The organism is Alloscardovia criceti DSM 17774 (genome assembly GCF_000376885.1).
In the GTDB taxonomy this organism is placed as follows: Bacteria; Actinomycetota; Actinomycetes; order Actinomycetales; family Bifidobacteriaceae; genus Alloscardovia; species Alloscardovia criceti.
This window is the reverse complement of record NZ_AQXR01000010.1, coordinates 432893-454713: the sequence shown is the minus strand read 5'-3', so window position 1 is coordinate 454713 and position 21821 is coordinate 432893. Positions and strand designations below refer to the sequence as shown.

At 50.8% G+C, this 21821-nt stretch carries 19 protein-coding genes and 1 tRNA gene; 16 read left to right on the top strand and 4 right to left on the bottom strand.

The window, feature by feature from the left end; all coding sequences use genetic code 11:
* Positions 1-60: 60 nt before the first annotated feature.
* From obgE to D570_RS0105230, 15 genes are all read left to right on the top strand, one after another.
* Positions 61-1818 (top strand): GTPase ObgE, encoded by a 1758-nt coding sequence (obgE, locus tag D570_RS0105300; RefSeq protein ID WP_018143361.1) that lies wholly within the window; start codon positions 61-63, stop codon positions 1816-1818.
* A gap of 6 nt (positions 1819-1824) precedes the next feature.
* Positions 1825-2961 (top strand): glutamate 5-kinase, encoded by a 1137-nt coding sequence (gene proB, locus D570_RS0105295; protein WP_018143360.1) that lies wholly within the window; start codon positions 1825-1827, stop codon positions 2959-2961.
* A gap of 10 nt (positions 2962-2971) precedes the next feature.
* Positions 2972-4177, top strand: coding sequence for a pyridoxal phosphate-dependent aminotransferase (locus D570_RS0105290; protein ID WP_018143359.1), 1206 nt, complete (start codon positions 2972-2974; stop codon positions 4175-4177).
* A gap of 214 nt (positions 4178-4391) precedes the next feature.
* Positions 4392-4464, top strand: a tRNA-Trp gene (locus tag D570_RS0105285).
* Between the two features lie 47 nt (positions 4465-4511).
* Positions 4512-4745, top strand: coding sequence for a preprotein translocase subunit SecE (secE, locus tag D570_RS0105280; protein WP_018143358.1), 234 nt, complete (start codon positions 4512-4514; stop codon positions 4743-4745).
* Between the two features lie 52 nt (positions 4746-4797).
* The gene (gene nusG / locus D570_RS0105275; protein WP_026181912.1) at positions 4798-5637 is read left to right on the top strand and encodes a transcription termination/antitermination protein NusG; all 840 of its coding nucleotides are present in this window, start codon (positions 4798-4800) and stop codon (positions 5635-5637) included.
* 205 nt (positions 5638-5842) lie between these two features.
* Positions 5843-6274 (top strand): 50S ribosomal protein L11, encoded by a 432-nt coding sequence (gene rplK / locus D570_RS0105270; RefSeq protein WP_018143356.1) that lies wholly within the window; start codon positions 5843-5845, stop codon positions 6272-6274.
* 62 nt (positions 6275-6336) lie between these two features.
* The gene (gene rplA, locus D570_RS0105265; RefSeq protein ID WP_018143355.1) at positions 6337-7032 is read left to right on the top strand and encodes a 50S ribosomal protein L1; all 696 of its coding nucleotides are present in this window, start codon (positions 6337-6339) and stop codon (positions 7030-7032) included.
* Positions 7033-7221: 189 nt separating this feature from the next.
* Positions 7222-8070 carry an aldo/keto reductase gene (locus D570_RS09415; RefSeq protein WP_018143354.1) on the top strand — a complete coding sequence of 283 codons (849 nt, stop codon included), beginning with the start codon at positions 7222-7224 and terminating at the stop codon, positions 8068-8070.
* A 15-nt stretch (positions 8071-8085) separates the two neighbouring features.
* On the top strand, positions 8086-8859 hold the full coding sequence (locus D570_RS09410) for an HNH endonuclease family protein (protein WP_018143353.1): 774 nt from the start codon (positions 8086-8088) through the stop codon (positions 8857-8859).
* 757 nt (positions 8860-9616) lie between these two features.
* Positions 9617-10726: a phosphate ABC transporter substrate-binding protein PstS gene (locus D570_RS0105250; protein WP_051067190.1), complete on the top strand. Its 1110-nt coding sequence runs from the start codon at positions 9617-9619 to the stop codon at positions 10724-10726.
* Entirely contained in the window at positions 10726-11676 is a 951-nt protein-coding gene (pstC, locus tag D570_RS08570; RefSeq protein WP_018143351.1) for a phosphate ABC transporter permease subunit PstC, read from the top strand. The genes D570_RS0105250 and pstC overlap by 1 nt, the downstream gene beginning before the upstream one ends.
* On the top strand, positions 11676-12716 hold the full coding sequence (gene pstA / locus D570_RS0105240) for a phosphate ABC transporter permease PstA (RefSeq protein ID WP_018143350.1): 1041 nt from the start codon (positions 11676-11678) through the stop codon (positions 12714-12716). Before pstC ends, pstA begins: the two co-directional genes overlap by 1 nt.
* A 19-nt stretch (positions 12717-12735) precedes the next feature.
* A complete protein-coding gene (gene pstB / locus D570_RS0105235; protein ID WP_018143349.1) occupies positions 12736-13515 on the top strand; it encodes a phosphate ABC transporter ATP-binding protein PstB in 780 nt (259 codons plus the stop codon).
* A gap of 155 nt (positions 13516-13670) precedes the next feature.
* On the top strand, positions 13671-15047 hold the full coding sequence (locus tag D570_RS0105230; RefSeq protein WP_018143348.1) for an NCS2 family permease: 1377 nt from the start codon (positions 13671-13673) through the stop codon (positions 15045-15047).
* Between the two features lie 77 nt (positions 15048-15124).
* On the opposite strand, the gene D570_RS0105225 is transcribed toward D570_RS0105230, so the two are convergent.
* The 4 genes from D570_RS0105225 to trxA all read right to left on the bottom strand — a co-directional run bounded on the left by D570_RS0105225 (position 15125) and on the right by trxA (position 20975).
* Positions 15125-18349, bottom strand: a complete 3225-nt coding sequence (locus D570_RS0105225; protein WP_018143347.1) for an FtsX-like permease family protein — start codon at positions 18347-18349, stop codon at positions 15125-15127.
* A 96-nt stretch (positions 18350-18445) separates the two neighbouring features.
* Positions 18446-19147: an ABC transporter ATP-binding protein gene (locus D570_RS0105220; protein ID WP_018143346.1), complete on the bottom strand. Its 702-nt coding sequence runs from the start codon at positions 19145-19147 to the stop codon at positions 18446-18448.
* A gap of 177 nt (positions 19148-19324) precedes the next feature.
* Complete coding sequence (locus D570_RS0105215) at positions 19325-20368, bottom strand: aggregation-promoting factor C-terminal-like domain-containing protein (protein ID WP_026181910.1); 1044 nt, start codon at positions 20366-20368, stop codon at positions 19325-19327.
* A 265-nt stretch (positions 20369-20633) separates the two neighbouring features.
* A complete protein-coding gene (trxA, locus tag D570_RS0105210; RefSeq protein ID WP_018143344.1) occupies positions 20634-20975 on the bottom strand; it encodes a thioredoxin in 342 nt (113 codons plus the stop codon).
* Between the two features lie 120 nt (positions 20976-21095).
* Between trxA and D570_RS0105205 the strand changes: the two genes are divergently transcribed.
* Positions 21096-21725 carry a DUF4916 domain-containing protein gene (locus D570_RS0105205; protein WP_018143343.1) on the top strand — a complete coding sequence of 210 codons (630 nt, stop codon included), beginning with the start codon at positions 21096-21098 and terminating at the stop codon, positions 21723-21725.
* The last annotated feature ends 96 nt before the right edge of the window (positions 21726-21821 follow it).

Genomic DNA, 21821 nt, shown 5'->3' with positions numbered 1-21821 from the left:
GTATATTCACGGAAGTTATGCGCTGAGCATATGCACGTGTTGTAAGGATTGACAGAAATTATGAGTGACTTCGTAGACCGCGTGACGGTTCATGTTAAGGGCGGCGATGGTGGTAATGGGGCTGCTTCAATTCGTCGAGAAAAATACAAGCCATTAGCAGGCCCAGATGGGGGTGACGGTGGCGATGGCGGTAGCGTTATCGTCGTAGCAGATACCAATGCCACCTCTTTGCTGGATTATCGCTTTATGCCGCATCGTACGGCACCCAACGGCACCATGGGCAAGGGTGATGACAAGGACGGCTCTAGAGGAGAAGACCTCATTTTGCCAGTACCGGTGGGCACAGTCATCTTTTCATCCACGCGCGTGCATCCAGAGAATGTGCAGGGCGATACCGTGGTTAGCGCTGCCAAGCACAAAAATGACGAGATTCTCGCCGACCTGAGCCATCCGGGCGATCGTTATGTGGTGGCTCAAGGCGGAGCAGGCGGATTGGGAAATCGTTCTTTGTCCAATAAAAGCCGCAAGGCGCCAGGCTTCGCACTTCTGGGCGAGCCGGGCGAAGAGCGTGATGTGATTTTCGAGCTCAAATCCATCGCGGACGTCGCACTCGTCGGCTACCCAAGTGCAGGAAAATCCTCCTTGGTGGCCACACTGTCCGCTGCACGCCCGAAGATTGCGGATTATCCATTTACCACGCTGGTACCAAATCTGGGTGTGGTGGATACGGGAGACAAGCGATTTACCATTGCGGATGTGCCGGGGCTTATCCCTGGTGCTGCACAGGGCAAAGGTCTAGGGCTAGAATTCCTGCGTCATATCGAACGCACTCAGGTCATAGCACACGTTATTGATTGCGCGACCCTGGAGCAGGATCGAGATCCAGTATCCGACTATCACGCGCTGGAAAATGAACTGTCGCAATATGCCGATCAGCTGGATTTGCCGTTAGGCGCCATACCTATTGCTGAACGTCCACGCATAATTATTCTCAATAAAGCCGATGTGCCGGATGCTAAAGAATTGGCAGAGTTTGTGAAGCCTGATTTTGAAAAAATGGGTTTGAAAACTTTCATCATTTCTACGGCTACCCATGAAGGCTTAAAACAGCTGACGTATGCCTTAAGCGCTTTGGTAGAGGACATGCGTGCCAAGGTTCAGGAAAATGCGGACAAGGAGCAGGCTGAACGCGTGGTTATCCGTCCTTTGGATAAGATGCGCCGCAATCCTAAGCAGGTCGGCTTGGGTTATGACTTCGAGATTGAACGTGAGCAAGACCGCAATGGTAATTTCTGGTTTACCGTCACCGGAAAGAAGCCAGAGCGTTGGGTACGTCAAACCAACTTCGACAATGAAGAAGCCATTGGTTACCTCGCGGATCGTTTGGCGCGTCTGGGTGTAGAAGATGCTTTGCGTGCTAAGGGTGCTCATGTGGGTGACGAGGTACGCATTGGTCGAGGAGAGCAGGCCGTCGCCTTCGACTGGGACCCAACCGTCCAAGCAGGCGCGGAAATGCTCGATGGTGATCCCCATGCGCAGCGTGGTCACGATGCCCGCATGGACGAGGTCCAAGGCCTCAACCGTCGTCGTACAAACACCGAGCGCCGCCGTCAGTACCACGAGTGGATGGATGCCAAAACTGCTGTACGTAATGCTATGATGGCGGAGCGTAAGGCTGGTCACTGGGCAGATCCTTCTCGCGTAGATGACCCGGAAGGTGCGCAGGATTTCTTGAAGGCATTTGACACAAAGAATTCTGCTGGCAACCCAGATATGCCAGCTGCAGACAAGTCAACCACGGAATCACACGAAGATTAAACATACATGAACGAAGAACAAACCCGCAGACGCATTCTTCAGGCTCAAACCATCGTAGTAAAAGTGGGCTCGAGCTCACTAACCTCCGAGCGAGGCCTCCTGGATGTCGACAAGCTCAACCATTTGGTCACCTCTCTAGCAAGTGCTGTCAAACTAGGCGCACATATAGTGCTCGTGTCCTCCGGTTCTGTAGCCGCGGGTTTGAAGCCCTTGGGGTTTGATTCGAGGCCGGATGATTCCGTGTCCCGCCAGGCCGCAGCGGCCGTAGGGCAGGGACTGCTCATGGCAGAATACGAGAAGGCATTCTCTCGCTACTCCATCCGCGTAGGTCAGGTCTTGATGTCTGCGCAGGACACCATGCGTTCCTCGCGCTACCACAATGTGCGCAATACGGTGGAGCGTCTGCTGGAATTCGGCGTGGTGCCTATTGTCAACGAAAACGACACCCTCGTGACCAGTGAGGTACGTTTCGGCGACAACGACCATCTCAGCGCACTTGTGGCCAATATTGTGCGTGCGAATGCGCTTATTTTGCTCTCCGACGTGGATGGACTGTACACCGCACCACCGAGCGAACCTGGCTCAAAGCGTTTGTCTTTTGTGAAAAACGCGATTACGGATATCGACGACTCTACTATCTCCGGATCCGGCTCGGCCGTAGGAACCGGTGGCATGGTGACCAAGGTCGATGCTGTGCGCATAGCCACAGCTAGTGGCATTCCCTGCTTGCTCACTTCTGCCAAAAATGCAGGGCCGGCCCTGATGGGTGACCCTGTAGGCACGGTATTTCCGCCTATTCGCGCGCGAGAGTCCGCGCGTCGCCTGTGGATTGGCTATGCCTCTCATCCGCAAGGCAGTATCGTGGTAGACGATGGTGCAGCACAGGCTATCCGCGCCGGCCGCGCGAGCCTACTCGCCGTCGGAACTTTGGGAGCAGTGGGCGATTTCTCCGCCGGTGCTCCTGTATGGGTGGACGATGCGCAAGGTGTCCACATCGCCCGTGGTTTATGCGCCTTCGACTCGGCGGATATCGTGTCCTTGGCTGGCAAAAATACGCAGCAAATTGAACGTTTCCTCGGCGCAGAATACGCCCGCCCCATCATCCATCGAGATGATTTGGTGCTTGTAAATACTTCGCATTAAAGTTGAATGCATGGCACAATTAAGCAATCGTATTAATAATGTTGCTCCTTCGGCAACCTTGGAAGTCGACATCAAAGCTAAGGCTCTTAAGGCTAGCGGAGTGGACATTATTGGATTTGGCGCAGGCGAACCAAATTTTGCTACTCCTGCAAGTATCGTGGAAGCTGCAGTAGAAGCTGCGCGCGATCCAAAGAATCATCGTTATACCGCAACGGCGGGTTTACCGGAATTGCGTGAGGCTATAGCTCAGAAGACCTTACGTGACAGCGGGTATGAAGTGGATCCGGCGCATATCGTGGTCACCAATGGTGGTAAGCAAGCCGTCTTTATGAGCTTCCAGATTTTGCTCAATCCGGGCGACGAAGTTATCGTGCCAACGCCGTGCTGGGTGTCTTATCCAGAAACTATTAAGCTGGCTGGTGGTGTGCCTGTAGAGATTTTTGCGGATGTGGATCAGAATTTCGAGCCGACGCTAGCACAGATTGAAGCGGCCACAACGCCAAAGACCAAGGCCATCGTTGTCAATTCCCCAAATAATCCAACAGGCTCCGTGTGGTCTGCTGAGACGCTGGAAGCCATTGCACATTGGGCTATCGAGCATGATGTGTGGGTTATTTCCGATGAGATTTATGAGCACATGATTTACGATGGCAAAACTACCGACCATATGGGAAGCTTAGTGCCTGAGGTACGCGATCGCTTGCTCGTGCTCAACGGCGTGGCAAAAACCTATGCCATGACAGGTTGGCGTGTAGGTTGGATGATTGCTCCTGCCGAAGTTGCAAAGGCAGCAGCGAAGCTTCAAGGTCATTTGACCTCGAATGTGTCCAATATTCCACAGCGAGCGGCTATCGAGGCAGTCAGTGGGGATTTGAACGCGGTGGCAATGATGCGCGAGGCGTTTGATAAGCGCCGCCACGCTATCGTGGATGCGCTCAACGCATTGCCGGGTGTGAAGTGCAGCATGCCAGCAGGTGCCTTCTATGCTTTTGCGGATTTCTCAGAACTTTTGGGCAAGCCTTTAGGCAAGAACAACACCGTGTGTGACAATACCGTGCAGCTTGCCGCACTGATTTTGGATGAAGTTCATGTGGCTGCAGTGCCGGGTGAGGGCTTTAGTGCGCCGGGGTATATCCGCTTCTCCTACGCGCTCGCAGATGAGGATTTGGCAGAAGGTATGCAACGACTAAAGACGTGGCTGGAGTCTTCTCACTAAGTCGTGCGTTTGCATTTCTGTTTCGGCGTGGCGCGAGAAAGTGACAAATCTCCACCACGCCGAAGAACTGAAAAATAAGCGATTAGACGAAATCGACTCTGCGCGGTAAACTAAACATTTGGCGGTGAAAACACCGCCCATATTTTTCTCGTCTATGGGGCTTGTCACAATATAAAGGCAATCCCGTGGATTGAGTACTAGTATGAGTACACCTAGGGGTCTGGCGCAATTGGTAGCGCAACGGTCTCCAAAACCGTAGGTTGTGGGTTCGAGTCCCGCGGCCCCTGCTAGGGCAGTGAAAACTGCACGCATGACACGAAGTTAGGATTGCATTATGGCAAAGTCTGAGAACAAGAAGGCTGCAAAAGTCCGCAAGCCAAATATCTTCTTGCGCGTTGGCATGTTCATCAGGCAGATGTTCGAAGAGATTTCCAAAGTTGTTGCTCCATCCGGTAAAGAACTGTTGGGATGGTCTGTAGCAGTGTTTATCTTCGTTGTTTTGCTTATGGTATTTATCACCAGCCTTGATTTTGGCTTGGGCAAGCTTATGGTAGCCCTCTTCGGCTAATCTTGCGTTTATTGAATTCTAGTATCACACGTTTTAAACCCAGTAGGGAATTATGGTTGACAATTTAGAAGACCCAATGGAAAATCTCGATGCTCCTGCAGTGCAAGCTGTGGAAGAGACAGTCGAGGAGAATCACGCTTCTGAGCTCGCTGAGCACGAGGCTGAAACAGAAAACACCACGGTTGACACAGAAGCTGAAGCCGTTTCCGCAGATTCGACAGAACCTCAGGCTGAGGCAGGCGAGGACGATCAGGCAGCTGACCAGGATCTCGATCTTGGAGAGCAAGCCGTGCAGGCATTCTCTAAGTCTTTGCGTACTCTCGAAGGTAAGTGGTACGTACTGCATACTTACTCTGGCTACGAGAAGCGCGTCAAGATGAATGTGGAATCTCGCGTAGCCTCCTTCGGCTTGGAAAACCAGATCTTCCAAATTGAAGTGCCAATGGAAGAAGTAGAGCAGCACACCGATAAGGGTAAGAAAATCGTTTCTCGCGTGCGCATTCCAGGCTATGTCTTAATTCGTATGTGGCCAGACGATGATGCGCGTCGCATTGTGCGTGAAACCGAAGGCGTTACCGGCTTCGTAGGCAATGGTGGAGAAGCTACACCATTGTCCCGCAAGGAAGTCGTTTCCATGATGGCTCCAATGATTCGTTCGGAAGCGCTGAAGGGTGTAAACGACAGTGAAGCACGTCAGAAGGCTCGCAAGATTGAGGTCAGCTTCTCGGTGGGTGAATCCGTCACCGTTACCGATGGCCCATTCGCTACAATGCCGGCGGTAATTTCTGAAGTGAGCCCAGCTACGCAAAAGCTCTCCGTACTCGTATCCATCTTTGGTCGCGATACACCTGTGGAACTCGGCTTCGAGCAAGTGGCAAAGATCGACCAGTAGTTAGCATTTTTGCTTTCCCCGTCCGCACACACATCTGGTGTGCGGACTTTTGCATTTGTCAGGCATATACGGCATAATAGTAAGGCTTGCCATTTTTAGGGTGCTCGAGTGACACATCTAAAAATGACGTTGAATTAATAGTCGCGGGAGGGGCGTGCTTTCGGGCATACTCCGTTGAACCGCTCACAGAAAGAAGAACCATAAAATGGCTCCTAAGAAGAAAGTCTCAGCACTTATCAAGCTGCAGATTGCTGCAGGTAAGGCAAATCCTGCTCCACCACTGGGTCCAGCATTGGGTTCCCATGGTGTGAACATCATGGACTTTACCAAGGCATACAACGACGCTACTAAGGACAAGATCGGTCAGATCATCCCAGTAGAAATTACTGTGTATGAAGATCGTTCCTTCACCTTCGTTTTGAAGACTCCTCCAGCAGCAGAACTTCTTCGCAAGGCAGCTGGCGTGGATAAGGGTGCAGGCAACCCACTGACCACAAAGGTTGGCTCCGTTACCAAGGCACAGGTACGCGAAATTGCTGAAACCAAGATGGCTGATTTGTCTGCTCGTGACATCGAAGCAGGTATGAAGATCATCGAGGGTACCGCTCGTTCTATGGGTATTACCGTTACCGACTAATTTTTATCCACTAAGCAGAAGGGCAAGCGCTTGCCCACACTGCGACTGCTAAGGAGAAGCAGATGACAAAGCGTTCTAAGAAGTATCGCGAAGCTGCCGAGAAGGTAGATCGTTCTAACCTCTACACCGCAAACGAAGCTATTGCATTGCTCAAGAGCATGCCAGCTCGCGGTTTTGATGAAACAGTTGAGGCTGTGTACAACCTCAACGTAGATCCACGTAAGGCTGACCAGCTCGTTCGCGGTACCGTGAACTTGCCTAACGGCACTGGTAAGACCGCTCGCGTAATCGTATTTGCTCGTGGCCCACTTGCTACCGCAGCTCTTGAAGCTGGCGCAGATGAGGTCGGCGATGCAGAGCTCATCGAGAAGGTATCTAAGGGTTACACTGATTTTGATGCAGTTGTAGCAACTCCAGATATGATGGGTCAGGTTGGTCGTTTGGGTCGTGTGCTCGGTCCTCGTGGTTTGATGCCAAACCCTAAGACCGGTACCGTTACCATGGATGTGGCTAAGGCTGTTTCCGACATCAAGGGCGGTAAGATTGAGTTCCGCGTTGATCGTCACGGAAACTTGAGCTTCATCGTAGGTAAGCTCAGCTTTACAGAGGAAGCTCTGGAAGAGAACTTCCGCGCAGTAGCTGATGAAATCCGCCGTTTGAAGCCAGTAACCGTTAAGGGTCGCTACATCACCAAGGCTACGATGACTTCTACTATGGGTCCTGGCGTTCCTCTGGACACAGCTCCATTGGTAGGCTAGTTTCAGTCGTACGTTAGCGTTCGCGATTTTACGAACAAGAACTTGAAACCCGCTCTTCTTTTCGCAGGAGCGGGTTTTTTCATGCCGAATTGTACATTTGTGCAAGCGCCCTAGAATGGGGGCATTGTGGATAACTCACCCTTGCCCCTTGTGCGCACAACAATCGAGCCTGTCTTCTAAGGTGGAGATATGACTGAACAATTGAGCGTGCAATTACATGACGGCTTGAGCATCCCACAAATTGGTGCGGGTGTGCTGCGCATTGACAATGATGATGTGTCTCGCGTTGTCGAAGATGCGTTGGAGGTGGGATATCGTCATATCGACACCGCCGCCGGATATGGCAACGAAGAAGGCGTCGGCCAAGGGCTGATCAACGCCGGTTTCGCGCAGGGAGACAATCGCACAAGCCTCTGGCTCACGACTAAACTGCGCGATTCTGAGCAGGGCTATGACAGTGCTCTGCGTGCGTTTGAACGCCAGCTTAAGCTACTCCAGACAGATTACGTGGATATGTACATGATTCACTGGCCAACGCCATTTGACTGGCGCAGTGATAAGGTGTGGAAGGCCTTTACGGAGCTGAGACAGAGTGGCGTGGTGAAGACGCTGGGTGTATGCAATTTTATGCCGTCCGACCTAGATCGGTTGTTTGATCAGATGGGTGAGTATCCGACGGTGAATCAAATCGAGCTTCATCCGACCTTCCAGCAAAGAGAGGTCGTGCAGTACTGCATCGAGCACGGCATTGCAGTAGAAGCGTACTCGCCGATGGCGCGCGGCGCAGATCTTACTGCGGGAGGAGCGCAGTTGGAGAGCATTGCGCACAAGCATAATGCCAGTGTAGCTCAGGTGATTTTGGCGTGGCATATTTCGCATAATACTGTTATCATTCCAAAGTCGGTGCACAAGCAGCGACTGGAGGAAAATCTTGCCAGTGCGCAGATTTCTTTAGATGCTCAGGATATTGCGTTCATCGATGGTCTGAATACTTCGACGCGTGCTGGGCATGATCCATCCACGTTCTCCTACAGTTAGGTCGTTAGGTTCTATATGGTACGAGGTGTAAACCGCCGTAAGAGTTCTCGATATAGGTCAGGAGCTCGGCGCGGCTATAAACGCACGCCCACAATTGCCAGTGCCTGGTATTCGCTCATCAGCCTTATTATTGTCTGCGGTGTGGTGCTTGCGCTGGCACTCGTGCGTTCAAATGACACTATTGCCACGATTACCGGCCAATACACGGCCACAGGGCCTGCTGCTGACGTGCTCAATAGCTTGACCGTAGAGGATAATCCACGCCCTACCAGCATTTACAAACGAGATTTATTTGGATTTCGTGAAACGGATGTGGATGGCAACGGCTGTGACGTGCGTGAGGACGTGCTCAGTCGCGATTTAACGGATGTTGTGTATAAAAGCGCCGGCTCGTGCAAAGTGGCCTCAGGCGTGCTGCACGATCCGTATACCGGTAAAACCATTCACTTTACGCGTGGTGCGCAAACAAGCAAAGCGGTACAAATCGACCACGTGGTGGCGCTCAGCAATGCGTGGAAGTCGGGGGCGCACGCATGGAGCACGGCACAGCGCTACACCTTCAGTAATGACCCGTATAACTTGCTCGCTGTGGACGGGCATGCAAACCAGCAAAAAGAAGATGCCGCGGCGGATGAATGGCTACCTAGCAACACATCCTATGACTGTCCGTATGTCGCCCGGCAAATTGGGGTAAAGGCGAAATATAGTCTGACGGTCACCTCTGCTGAGAAGAATGCCATGCTTAAGGTTTTGCACAGCTGTCCAGCGCAGGCAGTTCCGCAATCGTAGTTCCTGCTAGCGCTGTCCCGAGATTGTGGTGCAGTGCACACAAGCACAAGGTTTTGCACAGATGGTTCCCGCGTAAGTGGGGGCCATCTTTTTTTAACCACATATGCAGTTTCTTGGTAAAACGCACAACACGCCGAATAACCGGTTTGAGGAGAATTCCTCGAAAATAATGTCTATCTGTGCATGTTATCCAAACAAACAGAAAGCCGATTTGTAGCATAACGAAAGAAAAATCCGCGAGTCTCATAAAAAATTATAAAACTTGCATAAAAATCTTTGGATAATAAAATGGAGCTAAATAAAATAAAGAAAAAGAGAATGCCGATGAGTCCAAGAGAAGAGGGTTAAAAGAGGAGCATCATCGGCTTGGTTAAGAATAGCAACTCTGTGTTTTCATTTCAACCGTGTGCAGAGAAAAAATGTGAGCGTTCTCATTTTGCTAAGAAATAAGCCGTCGCTGTGGCGTGTCTCACTGTGTGATGTTCGTCATATTCGGCGTGTTTACCTTACCAAAATAAAGATTTTAGGCCGATTTATTAAGAGCTTGTTAACGATTCGGCCATATTTTGTATTTTTGCCAAAAAATTTTTAAAAGATTGTGCTATGCCCGCAGGCGAATGAACCATTTGTGACCGGTTACTGTAAAATAAGACTTGTACACATCTCGTGAGTATTGAGAGAAGTCATGGGTCATACAAAAAAACACCGTCCATCTTCTTCGAATGTACCGAAGTCGTGGCGTAAAGTACTAACTTCTATGCTCGTTGGAGCAAGTGTGTTCTCACTCGCAGCTTGCGGAGACAACGTTCCTAGTTCTTCACTTACTGAAGCATCATGGAGTGCTACCCAACTTGAGCATCTTGAGGGCGAATTTGCAGCAGCAGGTGCGTCTTCCCAAAAATCTGCAGTAGATGCATGGATTGTAGGATTCAGCGCGGCTCAACCGGATACCGCGATTTCATATGATCCTTCCGGATCTGGTGCTGGTGTCAATACCTTCTTGACAGGCGCCATCGCGTGGGCCGGAACGGACTCCCCATTAAGTGATGAGCAGTTAGAAGAGTCCGCAGATGTCTGCGCACAGGGCACAGCCTTTGAAGTGCCTGCATATGTTTCACCAATTGCATTGGCATACAACCTCTCCGACTACGGCTTAGAAGATAATGCCATTCAGATGTCTCCACAAACCATTGCCAAAGTCTTCCAAGGCAAAATAACGATGTGGAACGATCCTGAAATTCAGGCAGAAAATCCAAGCATTGCCGCGCAGCTACCAGAGCTGGAAATCACACCAGTGTGGAGATCCGATAAGTCTGGTACGACAAAAACCTTCCAAAAATACTTGCACGCAGCAGCTCCGGAAGTGTGGACGAGCGAACCAACAGAAACGTGGCCAAACAGCGTCGGACAGGGCGCTAAAGGTACGCCAAGCGTGGTGATGACCATTGGTCAAGCTCAGGGAACCATCGGATATGCCGATTACGCACAGATTGCAGGTTTGGGAGCAATAGCCGTAAAAGTTGGAGATAGCTATGTAGCCCCAAGCCCAGACGCCACCGCAAAGCTCATTGAAAACTCTCCGCTCAAAACCGATATCGAAGGCGAAAATCGATACGTTGTCGATGTAGATTACGCCACCGAAGTGGAAGGTGTGTATCCAATCGCTTTGGTCAGCTACGACGTAGCATGTCAAACCTACAAGTCGCACCGCACAGCCACCTTTGTGAAGCAATGGCTTACCTACGTTTTGAGCGATGCAGGTCAAAAAATTGCTCAGGATAATGCTGGATCAGCAGCCTTGCCATCAGCCTTAAGACAACAAATGATGACAACGGTGGATTCCATTACCAGCGAGGAGGCTCAGTAATGAAAAAAATTACAGCTGACAAGCTTTTCAGATGGTGTGCCGTTGCAGCAGGCGTGCTCATCCTTGCCGTTCTTGCTGCAGTCGCAGTATTCTTGCTCATCCAAGCTAGCCCTGTTTTCGTAGGAAATAAGGCAGCAGTTGAAAAAACCATTTCCTCCTTCACCGGAGGAAGAACCAAAAACTTCTTTGAATTTGTCGGTCCGCTGATCTTCGGTACCGTTCTCGCATCCGCAATCGCCCTCGCGCTCGCATTCTTCGTAGCGGTAGGAATTGCATTATTCATTTCTCATTACGCGCCACGCCGACTCGCCACGCTGCTGAGCTATGTAGTCGATTTGCTGGCGGCTATCCCATCCGTAGTTTACGGTTTGTGGGGAGCCTTGATTCTCGTACCACACACCTATCCTGTGTGGAAAGTCATCCACGATGTGTTGGGCTGGATTCCTATTTTTGGTGGGGAAGTATCCAATCCACCACGCACCATCGCAACTGTATCCGTGGTGCTGGCGGTTATGATTTTGCCTATTATCACCTCCATGGCTCGAGATATTTTCGTGCAAACACCGCTGCTTCAGCAGGAGGCAGCTTTGGCCTTGGGTGCTACGAAATGGGAAATGATTAAGCTATCCGTACTGCCTTTCGGTGCGAGCGGTCTGCTGTCGGCTTCCATGCTCGGTCTGGGTCGTGCTTTGGGCGAGACCATGGCGGTGCTGATGATTCTTTCTCCAGGAAGCACCTACATGGTTCAGCTTTTCACCGCTTCTCGCAATCAAACCATTGCAGCCAATATTGCGGCTCAGTTCCCAGAGGCAGATTCCATGGGTGTCTCTACGCTGATTGCTTCCGGTCTGGTGCTCTTCATCATCACCTTCGTGGTCAATTACACGGCTCGACGCATTACACATCGCTCGTCTACTCCAAAGCGTTCTTCTAAGAAGGGAGGTAAGTAATGGCTACTGAAGCTACTCCTCACATCAGTGTGAAGGCTGTGGAGAAGAAAACTTCTACCTCTAATCCAGGCAAAGCCAAGGGTCCCCAGCCAGACTTCGACAAGTTCAAGCCAACGCGCTCGTTTATCGCCTCGCGTAAGCGCACAGATGTCATCATGCGTTGCTTGGTGTATGTGGCCTTCGCCATTGCACTTATCCCATTGATTTCGGTGCTGTACACCACCATTGTCAACGGTGTGCAACGATTTGACTGGTACTTCCTGACACATAATATGCGTGGCGTCGTCGGCGGCTTGTACCCGTACGGCGGCATCCTGCATGCAGCCATTGGAACGCTGGAAATCACCCTAGGTGCCATGATTATCTCGGTGCCTGTGGGCATTATGACAGCCGTGTATCTGGTGGAATACTCCGAGAGGAACCGTTTGCACGGGGCCATTTCCTTCCTCGTCGACGTGATGAGTGGTATTCCTTCGATTGTGGCTGGTTTGTTTGCTTACGCCATGTTCAGTCTCATCTTCGGGCCGGGCACGGTGAACGGCTTCGTGGGTTCCGTCGCCCTGTCGATTTTGATGATTCCAACCATCGTGCGCTCGACAGAGGAAATGCTCGCCATCGTGCCATTGGATTTGCGCGAAGCGGCTTACGCCTTGGGTGTGCCGAAGTATCGCACCATCATCAAGGTGGTGCTTCGAACCGCCTTACCGGGCATAGTATCCGGCGTGATTTTGGCTATTGCACGCGTTATCGGCGAAACAGCGCCACTGCTGATTGCCGCAGGATCGATTTCGAGCACAAACTTCAACCTCTTTAGCGGACGCATGACAACTTTGCCAGTGTATGTCTATAACGAATTCCAGCAGGGCATCGCATCCTGCCCAGCCGATGCGCAAATCGGCACAGCTTCCGCCGGATTGTGTGTACCAGGAATTCGTATGGAACGCGCATGGGCTGCCGCTCTTGTGCTGATTGCGCTGGTACTTATTTTGAACGGTATTGGTCGCCTGGTTGCCAAGATTTTCTCGGTCAAGACCAAGTAAGCAGTGAAAGGTATTTTTCATGGGACAACGTATTGATGTCAATCATCTCAACGTGTACTACGGCGATTTCCACGCTGTAGACGATGTGAATATGGTTATCGAACCAAACAAGGTCACTGCTTTTATCGGACCATCTGGTTGCGGAAAATCTACCGTATTGCGCACCTTGAACCGCATGCATGAAACCACGCCGGGCGCACATGTCGAAGGTAAGGTTTTGCTCGAGGGCAAGGATCTCTACGCTTCAGACACAGATCCTGTAGAGGTACGCCGCGATGTGGGCATGGTATTCCAGCGCCCAAACCCATTCCCAACCATGTCTATTCGCGATAATGTGCTCGCGGGCGTCAAGCTCAACAATAAGCGCATATCCAAGTCGGACGCGGACGAGCTGGTGGAGTGGGCCCTGCGTGGTGCCGCTTTGTGGGAAGACGTGAAGGATCGCCTCGATAAGCCGGGAATCGGCCTGTCCGGTGGTCAGCAGCAGCGTTTGTGCATTGCGCGCGCAGTTGCTGTGCATCCTCAAGTCCTGCTTATGGATGAGCCGTGCTCGGCTTTGGACCCAATTTCTACGCTCGCCGTCGAAGACTTGATTGGCGAATTGAAGGAAGAGTTTACAATCGTCATCGTGACACACAATATGCAGCAGGCTGCACGTGTCAGCGATACCACGGCATTCTTCAACACCCAAGGTGCTGGAAAGCCGGGTCATCTCGTAGAAATGGACGATACAACGACGATCTTCTCCAATCCAAATTCAGAAGAAACCGAGAACTACATCTCTGGTCGATTTGGTTAAGTAAACTGTATGAGGTTGCACTGTAGGTGCGACCTCATAACTTTAAGAGCAGGGTACTCCGGGAGTTTATCTCGGGGTACTTCTGCTTTTAAAGCGGCAGTAAGAGTGCAAGCTTATTGCCTATGAATAATAAACGAGAGAAAGTTCACGAAGACATGGAATTCTTCAATTTAAAGAAGAATGGCACCACAGTATCTACGGAGATTACTGCTGGTCTGACCACCTTCTTTGCAATGGCCTACATCATTGCAGTTAATCCAAGCATTTTGAGCGAAACCGGCATGCCATGGGGTGCTGTCTTCCTCGCTACCATTATTGCTTCTATTATTGGCACATTAATCATGGGCTTATTTGCCAATGTGCCATACGCGCTCGCTCCAGGTATGGGGTTGAATGCATTCTTCACCTTCACCGTCGTCAAGGGCGTCGGCTTTAGCTGGCAGGAAGCCATGTCCATGGTATTCATCTGCGGCATTATCAACATCATCATTACCGCCACCTCGCTGCGAAAGATGATTATCAAATCCATCCCGCCGATGCTTCAGCACGCTATCGGCGGCGGCATTGGTATTTTCATTGCCTATGTCGGTCTGCTCAATATTAAGGTCATCAATTTTGATTCAGGCGTGCCTGCGCTGTCCTCTTTTGCAGACCCACAGTTGCAAGTATTTCTTATTGGCTTAATCGTAGCCATCGCTATGCTGTTGATTAAATTCCCAGAGCCATTGAGCTGGCTGAACAAGGGCGCATTGGTTATCGCTATTATCGTGGCTGCGCTTGTGGGCATCCCTTATGGTTTAACCACCATGGGTCAGTCCATTAGCCTGGGCGAATCTTTCCAACAGTTGCCACAAACCTTCTTGGCTATTTTCACGCCTCAGGGCTTCCCTTCCTTGTTTGCGGATGCCTCGCGTCTGCCTATTGTGCTCGTCACGATTTTCGCTTTCTCCCTGTCGGATACCTTCGACACCATCGGTACTTTTATCGGTACTGGTCGCCGTGCAGGCATCTTCTCCGAAGAGGATGAGAAGGAAATGGAAGAGGGCTCTGGCTTCAGTTCCAAGATGGATAAGGCACTGTTTGCGGATGCGACCGCTACCTCCATCGGCTCCTTGCTCGGTACATCAAACACCACCACTTATGTGGAATCCGCCGCAGGTATTGCTGCTGGCGGCCGTACGGGCTTAACTTCCGTGGTCGTAGCCATTGGTTTCGCACTGTCTGCTATTTTTGCGCCACTCGTTTCCGCTATTCCAAGTGCTGCCACATCTCCAGTACTGGTCATCGTTGGTTGCATGATGATGAGCTCCTTTGCAGAAATCGCATGGGATGACGTTTCCGAAGCTATTCCTGCCTTCTTCACTGGCATTTTCATGGCATTTGCCTACTCCATTTCTTATGGAATTGCCGCAGGATTTATCACCTACTGCATCGTCAAGGTGTGCAAGAAGGAAGCAAACAAGGTGCACCCAATTATTTGGGCTGTAGCTGTGCTTTTCGTGATTGATTTGGCTTTGCAAGCGGCGCTGTAGTGTATACAATCTGAACACAGCAATGGAGGTAGATTTCGGTCTACCTCCATTTTTTTTCGCTTATTACTCTGCGAGATTTACTCCACGGACTTGAGCGCTTCCAGCATGTCCACTGTGCGCATGCGTCGGTGCACATACAGCGACAGGCCCCACAAGGTGGCGATGATTACTACGATCGGCACCACATACGGCAGATAACCCGGATCTGGATTAAACATCACCAAATTCGGTGGCACCACTTCCAACATATACAGATGCAAGGCTGCGCCTAATCCAAAGCCCAGTGCGATGCCCGCGATGGACAAGATAATCGTTTCGCGGTAAATATACAGCGTTACTTCCTTATCGAAGAAGCCCAGCACCTTAATCGTCGACAATTCACGAATACGCTCAGAAACGTTGATATTCGTAAGATTGTACAGAATAATCAAGGCGAGCAAAATGGCGACGAATACGAGCACCAGCATGACCATGTTCAGCGAATCGGCAATCACATCAATTTGACGTGTTAAAGCGATATTTTGTATGACAGATGCCACGGCGGAAAGCTGGATGAAATCGGCAGAAACTTGCTGGATGGAGTTACTGCTGCGATCCTTCAAATTCACCAAATATGCGTTGGTGGTGTAGGCCTTGCCAAAGATCTTCGCATAGTACGCAGGCGTCATATACAACGAATGCCCCATATACATTTCAGCAATGCCCGCAATCTTGACTGTGCGGTCTATGCCGTTGTCATCCTGCACAGTGAGGGAGTCGCCCACCTTCAGATGCTTTAGTTCGGCCATACGCTCGGTGATTACCGCGCCCTCATCCGTGAGGTTCAGCACGGATTTGGCACTTCTGCTGTATAAGGTGACGTACTGGTCAAAGTTCGTGTTATTTTCTGGGACGATGACGGAAATGGTGTTCTTTTCCTCATTCTTGCCCGCAGTAATGGATGTGGTCTCAAAGTGCACGGCCTTCGACGAAGATACGGAGGAGGAGTCCAGCATATCCTCTAATTTTTGGTCGTCTTCTGCCGTGGTGTAGGAGTTTTTCGCCACGATGAGGTCATACGTGACCAAGGTATCCGTTTGACGAGAGCTTGTGCCATTGATCGATGCTTGCAAACCCAGCCCGGCGAAGAGTAGAGCCGTCGCGCCGGCCACGCCGAACACCGTCATAAACATGCGATCCTTATATCTAAAGATATTGCGAATCGTCACTTTGTAGGTGAAGCTGAGGCGATTCCAGATAAAGCGCACGCGCTCGAGCAAAATTGAGGCGCCCGCCACCGGAGGCTTAGGCAGCAGCAAAGCCGCGGGTTTCTCGTGTAATTCCTTAATAGCCACGAACAGCGTCGGTACCGTGGCACAGGCGAGGGATACAAGAGCCGTAATCGCAGAAATGCCAAAGTAGAAGTGCAACTCAATCGACGGCATAGTAAAGCTCGAAACGAGCGAAGTGTACACAACGGTAGGCATAAAATACAGACCAAAGAGGATGCCTATGACTGCGCCGAGAAGGCTGGATGCGGAGCCGTAGACGAGGAATTTGAGAATGACCGCGAAATTGGAGTAGCCCAAGGCCTTCATGGCGCCTGCATTGGTACGCTCCTCATCGACGAAGCGGGACATGGTGGTGATGGTCACCATAGCGGCGACGAAGTAGAGGAAGAGGGCGAAGATATTGGACAAGGATTCGATAGTCTGCGGCGAGCTACTGTAGACGATATAACCCTCGGAACCCAGCCATTCACGGCGGCTGTCGATGGAGTATGCCGAGGAGGTCATGGCATCGAGCTTTTCTTGGGATTGGGCGATATCTGCCTCAGCATCGGCAATTTTTTGCTGAGAATCAGCCAGCTGGGAGTCGTAGTCGGCCTTGTTTTGAGCGAGTTCCTGCTTTTTCTCGTCGAGCTGAGCCTGTGCGTCGGCAATCTGGGCATTTCCACTCTGAAGATCAGAACGAGCTTGATCTAAGGCCTGGGCGTTGGAATCATAGGTGGACTTGCCAGCATTGTACTCATCGACCGCTTGACTCCATTGGGCGTACCGCGCTTGGTAGTTCGCTACGCCGGAATTGTATGCTTCCAGAGCGGCATTGTACTGGGACAGTCCGGCATCATAGGTGGCGCGCTGTTCATTTACTTGACTCTGAGAAGCGTTTAAAGCCTGCTCTTGAGCGACAAGTTGCTCTTCGGGTACGCCCATACTCCGCGCCTGCTCAATCTGTTGACGCCCCGCATTTATGCGATTTTGAGCGTCAATCAGCTGTATGCGTGCGGCGTTTAACGTTTCGGCCTGAGTCTGAAGCTGCGTATAGGCCGAATCCAGCTGAGCTTTTGCTGTGGCGAGTTGATTGCCAAAATCGTTTAAGGAATCCGCGGAAGAATTTAAGGTTTGTGCAGCCTCGTTTAGCTGAGCTTGTGACTGGTTTATCGTGTTTTGAGCATCCGTCGCCTGCGCACTTTGAGCGTCTATCTGCGCCTGCGCCTCGTCTATCTGTTTTTGCGCATCATCCAGCTGTGTCTGTCCATCGGCAAGCTTTTGCTTAGACTCATCTACCTGTGCTTGAGCATCGTCAATCTTTTTCTGTGCCTCGGCCTTGACCTCGGACAGTCTTTCATCTGGACGATTCTTGTATGCAGCCGTCAAAGCATCCCTATGTGCAGTCAGACGCGAAGTGTAGGTGGTGGAGTAGGGATCCAAGGATTGCAAATCATCAAAGGTAAAACGGGCAATCATGTAGTAATCCGTGGTAAATACCTGCGGATCGACAACGGCGTAGCCTTCCAGCGTGCCCGTGCCCGCCGTAGATTGTCCCATATTGAGGGTGGAAATCATCTCCACAGAATTGACGAACCCCACGATGGTAAAGGTGTGCTCAGAAAGGACATCCGACTCTGTATCTTCACTGTTCCCTGAGGTCGACTCTGTACTACTTGACTCCTTCAGCGTAATGGTGTCGCCCAGCTTGTAGTCGTCGGAGAGTTGATTTGTCACGGCAATTTCGGTGGTCGAGCCAGACTGTGGAAGCCTGCCTGATACCACTTCATAGCGTGAAATTTTATCCGGAGCGGAAAAGACTCGAATCGGCGTAATCGAAGTACCCACGGTTACATCTGTAAAATAGCCAAACTCCACGTTTTTCACGCCGCTGATGCTGGAGGCAATCTTCTCATCCCGATCCGTCATGCCCAGCGTACTGGTCATTTGAATATCGGCGAGATTATATGTATCAAAATAATGCTGCGAAGTGAGGCGCATATCTGGACTCGTAGCCTTCAATCCCACCAAAGCAAAGGATCCAATGGCCATGAGTATGAGAATCGAGAGGAAACGTCCCTTCGACTTCAGTAGCGAACGCCAAATATCCTTCCATAGCGTTCGATAACTCCGTGCCATCTTACAGCCCTACCACTCTATATTGGCGATTTCTTCTGGATGCTCATTGATGTCTACACTGCGCACTTTGCCGTCAGCCATGCGGATAACGCGGTCCGCAATCGGCGCGATGAGCGCGTTGTGCGTCACAATAATCACTGTCGATCCGTGTACACGACTCATATCCTGAAGAATCTGCAGTATTTGTTTACCCGTCTGGTAGTCCAACGCGCCGGTTGGTTCGTCGCATAAGAGCAGCTTCGGATTTTTCGCAATAGCGCGTGCAATGGCCACGCGTTGCTGCTCGCCGCCAGAAAGCTGCGCAGGGAAATTATTCATGCGCTCGCTCAGCCCCACTGAAGCGAGAGCCTCTTCCGGCTTCATAGCTTTGGATACGACCTCGGAGGCAAACTCCACATTTTCCCGGGCAGTAAGATTTGAAATCAAATTATAAAATTGGAAAACAAATCCCACATCGGTGCGCCTATAGGCGGTGAGCTGACGGGCGTTAAAACCGGAGATATCCTTACCGTCAATCACGATGGATCCCTCATCGCAGGTATCCATGCCGCCCAGCAGGTTCAGCATGGTGGACTTTCCTGCGCCTGAGGCGCCGAGGATAATGGCGAGTTCTCCTTTTTCCACGCTAAAAGTTACATCGTTGTTCGCGATGATGCGTGTATCGCCCATCTCATAGCGTTTAAAGCAGTGTTGTACATCAATGTAACTCATACTTCTATTCTATGCATTTGACTAAGAAAGGCTAGGAAAACACGCGAAACGGAGAGTTGGCAGCAATGCATAGGTATGGATACAAACGTAGCTTAAGCACGGACGCGGTGCAACAAAAAATCTCGCAGTGCGCGAAGCCATACTGCGAGATTTTCTTACGAACGAAGCGATTGCGCTTTAATACCAGTTATACGACTGGGAATGAGCCCAAGCAGCCGATGGTGTGCCATAACGGCCTGCAATGTAGTTCAAGCCCCAGGTAATCTGGGTTGTTGCATTGGTCTGCCAGTCCGAACCAGCAGAAGCCATCTTGCTACCAGGCAACGCCTGAGGAATGCCATACGCACCGGAAGCATTGGCGGCGGTTGTGCGCCAACCAGATTCCTTATTCCACAGCTTCACCAAGGCGGTAAAGTCAGATTCGGACCAGCCACGAGCGATAACCATGTCGTGCGCAATAGACTGCGCTTCGCTGACAGGGGTGGTTGTGCCGTAATCCGTGCTGGAGGAAGAGCTGGAAGACGAAGAGGACGAGCTGGAGGTTGTAACCTTCTTCGTGCCCACGTGCACTTCCTGATCTACAGGAGCTGTCTTGACATACTCGGCAATAGTAGAAGTGGAAATGACATTATCGCCATTCTTGGTGACGAGATTCGTCTGCTCAACCGTGCCTTCTTTACCTTCAACGGTGACCTTCTTGGTGCCCTCCGTTAAGGTGTCATCCTGAATTTCGACGGTGTTGAAAGGAATAGCCTGTTCAACAGTCTGAACCTCAGAATTTGCGCGGTTAATCTTAATAGTGGTGGACTCCGTCACCGTTTCATCCAAAGCAGGCGTAACAGTATCTGTGTCTTCCAAGGTAATATTTCCCGCTTCGAGCACGGACTTTACCGTGGTGAAGTTGGTGCCTACAACCATACGGTTTGTACCATTGATGGATACCTGAACATACTGAGCATCTGCAGAAGAGTCACCCTGACCATTCTTCAAAGCAGCGCGCAACGTGCTACGAGAAACGTCCTGGCTATTGCTGACCAAGTCGTTAATGGAATACGCAGTAATGTCGGTAGAACGCGAACCGAACGCATAATTGATAGTAGCGAAGATGCCACCTGTTGCAAGAAGTACGGTTGCTGCTGCACCGGCGCCTACAGCAATCCAATGCTTGCGGGTCATCTTCCTTCTCAAGGGAACGGTTGGTTGTCCGTGTCGACCTGACATAAAGCTCCTAAAATCGGCGAATAATATCGATATTTAGTTATAAATATGCCCAAGTGATTAAGCAAACTTATAAAAGTTTAGCACTCGAACCTGTGTTTGTCAGATTTCAAGCCCGGAAAGTCATCTTCTATAGGGAAGGATAGGAAGTGTGAGAGGCTACATTTAGCGGATTGAGGCGAGAATGTGAAGAATTCACGCAAGAAAAATAAAGGGTTCGCTACGAGAGTATCGTAACGAACCCTAATCCGTGGAATACGGTGAAGTCTTAAGCTGCAGCCTTTTCAAGATCCAATTCTTCCACCTGCTTAATGAGGTTTTCCAAATCAGATGCACGCAATGCGCCGGCCTGCTGGAATACAACGTTGCCGTTCTTAATAGCCATCAACGTTGGTACTGCCTGAATCTGAGCTGCCTGTGCAAGCTGCTGATTCTGGTCCACATCCACCTTACCGAAGTAAATATTGGAGTGCTTCTCAGATGCCTTCTCATATACAGGGCCAAATGCCTTACATGGACCACACCAGGTAGCCCAGAAGTCCACGAGGACGATGTCGTTCTTATCTACAACGTCATTAAACTGGTTCTGCTTGATTTCATGAGTTGCCATAATATTCCCTTACCTTTGTGTGGTTTATAGTAACTTCATTTAAGTAACTGCTTTGGTAACTCCATTATCCGCCATTTCATTCCCGTGCTTTTGCTCTGAGCAAAGTGTCATAATAGATGTATGCCAGTTCTCAATGATGAAGTCCCAGATGACGATGATTTTGACGCAGGACGCAAGCGCGGTGAGTTCGACCACATCACGCCGGACGATTTCTTGCGCGGTGCCTCCTCTCATAACCCTCCCGGTTGGTTGAGCAGTCAAGAGATTTCACGCATGCGTGCCACAATGCCTGTGCCTTATGTGGTGGTGCTGCCGGTGCGCAGCGATGAATTTGGACGTATCACGCATGTGGGCACGTTGCTTACAGCCAGCGATGAGGATGGAACGGTGTCTCGCACGCTGGTAGCCGGGCGTATTCTTTTCCATGAAACCATCCGTGAGGCCATTGCGCGCAATATTTCCAAGGATTTGGGCGATGTGACGCTGCCGAGCCTACCCGTGAATGTACAGCCTTTTACGGTGGCAGAATTCTTCCCAACACCAGGACTCAGCCCCTATTTTGATCCACGCCAGCATGCGGTTGCTCTGTGCTATATGGTGTCTATTGCCGGAGAATGCCAGGCTGTGGATGAGACCTTGGACGTGGAGTGGGTGAGCGTGCATGCGGCCTTAAGTCCACAATTCTTGGAGCAGTTGCCGAACGGATTTGATCGCATCGTTGTCCAAGGTATTCACAGCGCAGGCATGTAGATCATGTAGATAGAGAAGTGGCAGCGTGGAGGGGGCTGAATCGAGCCATGCCTTCTGTACTGTTTGCCCGAGATATTTACTGAAATTCTTCGCCAG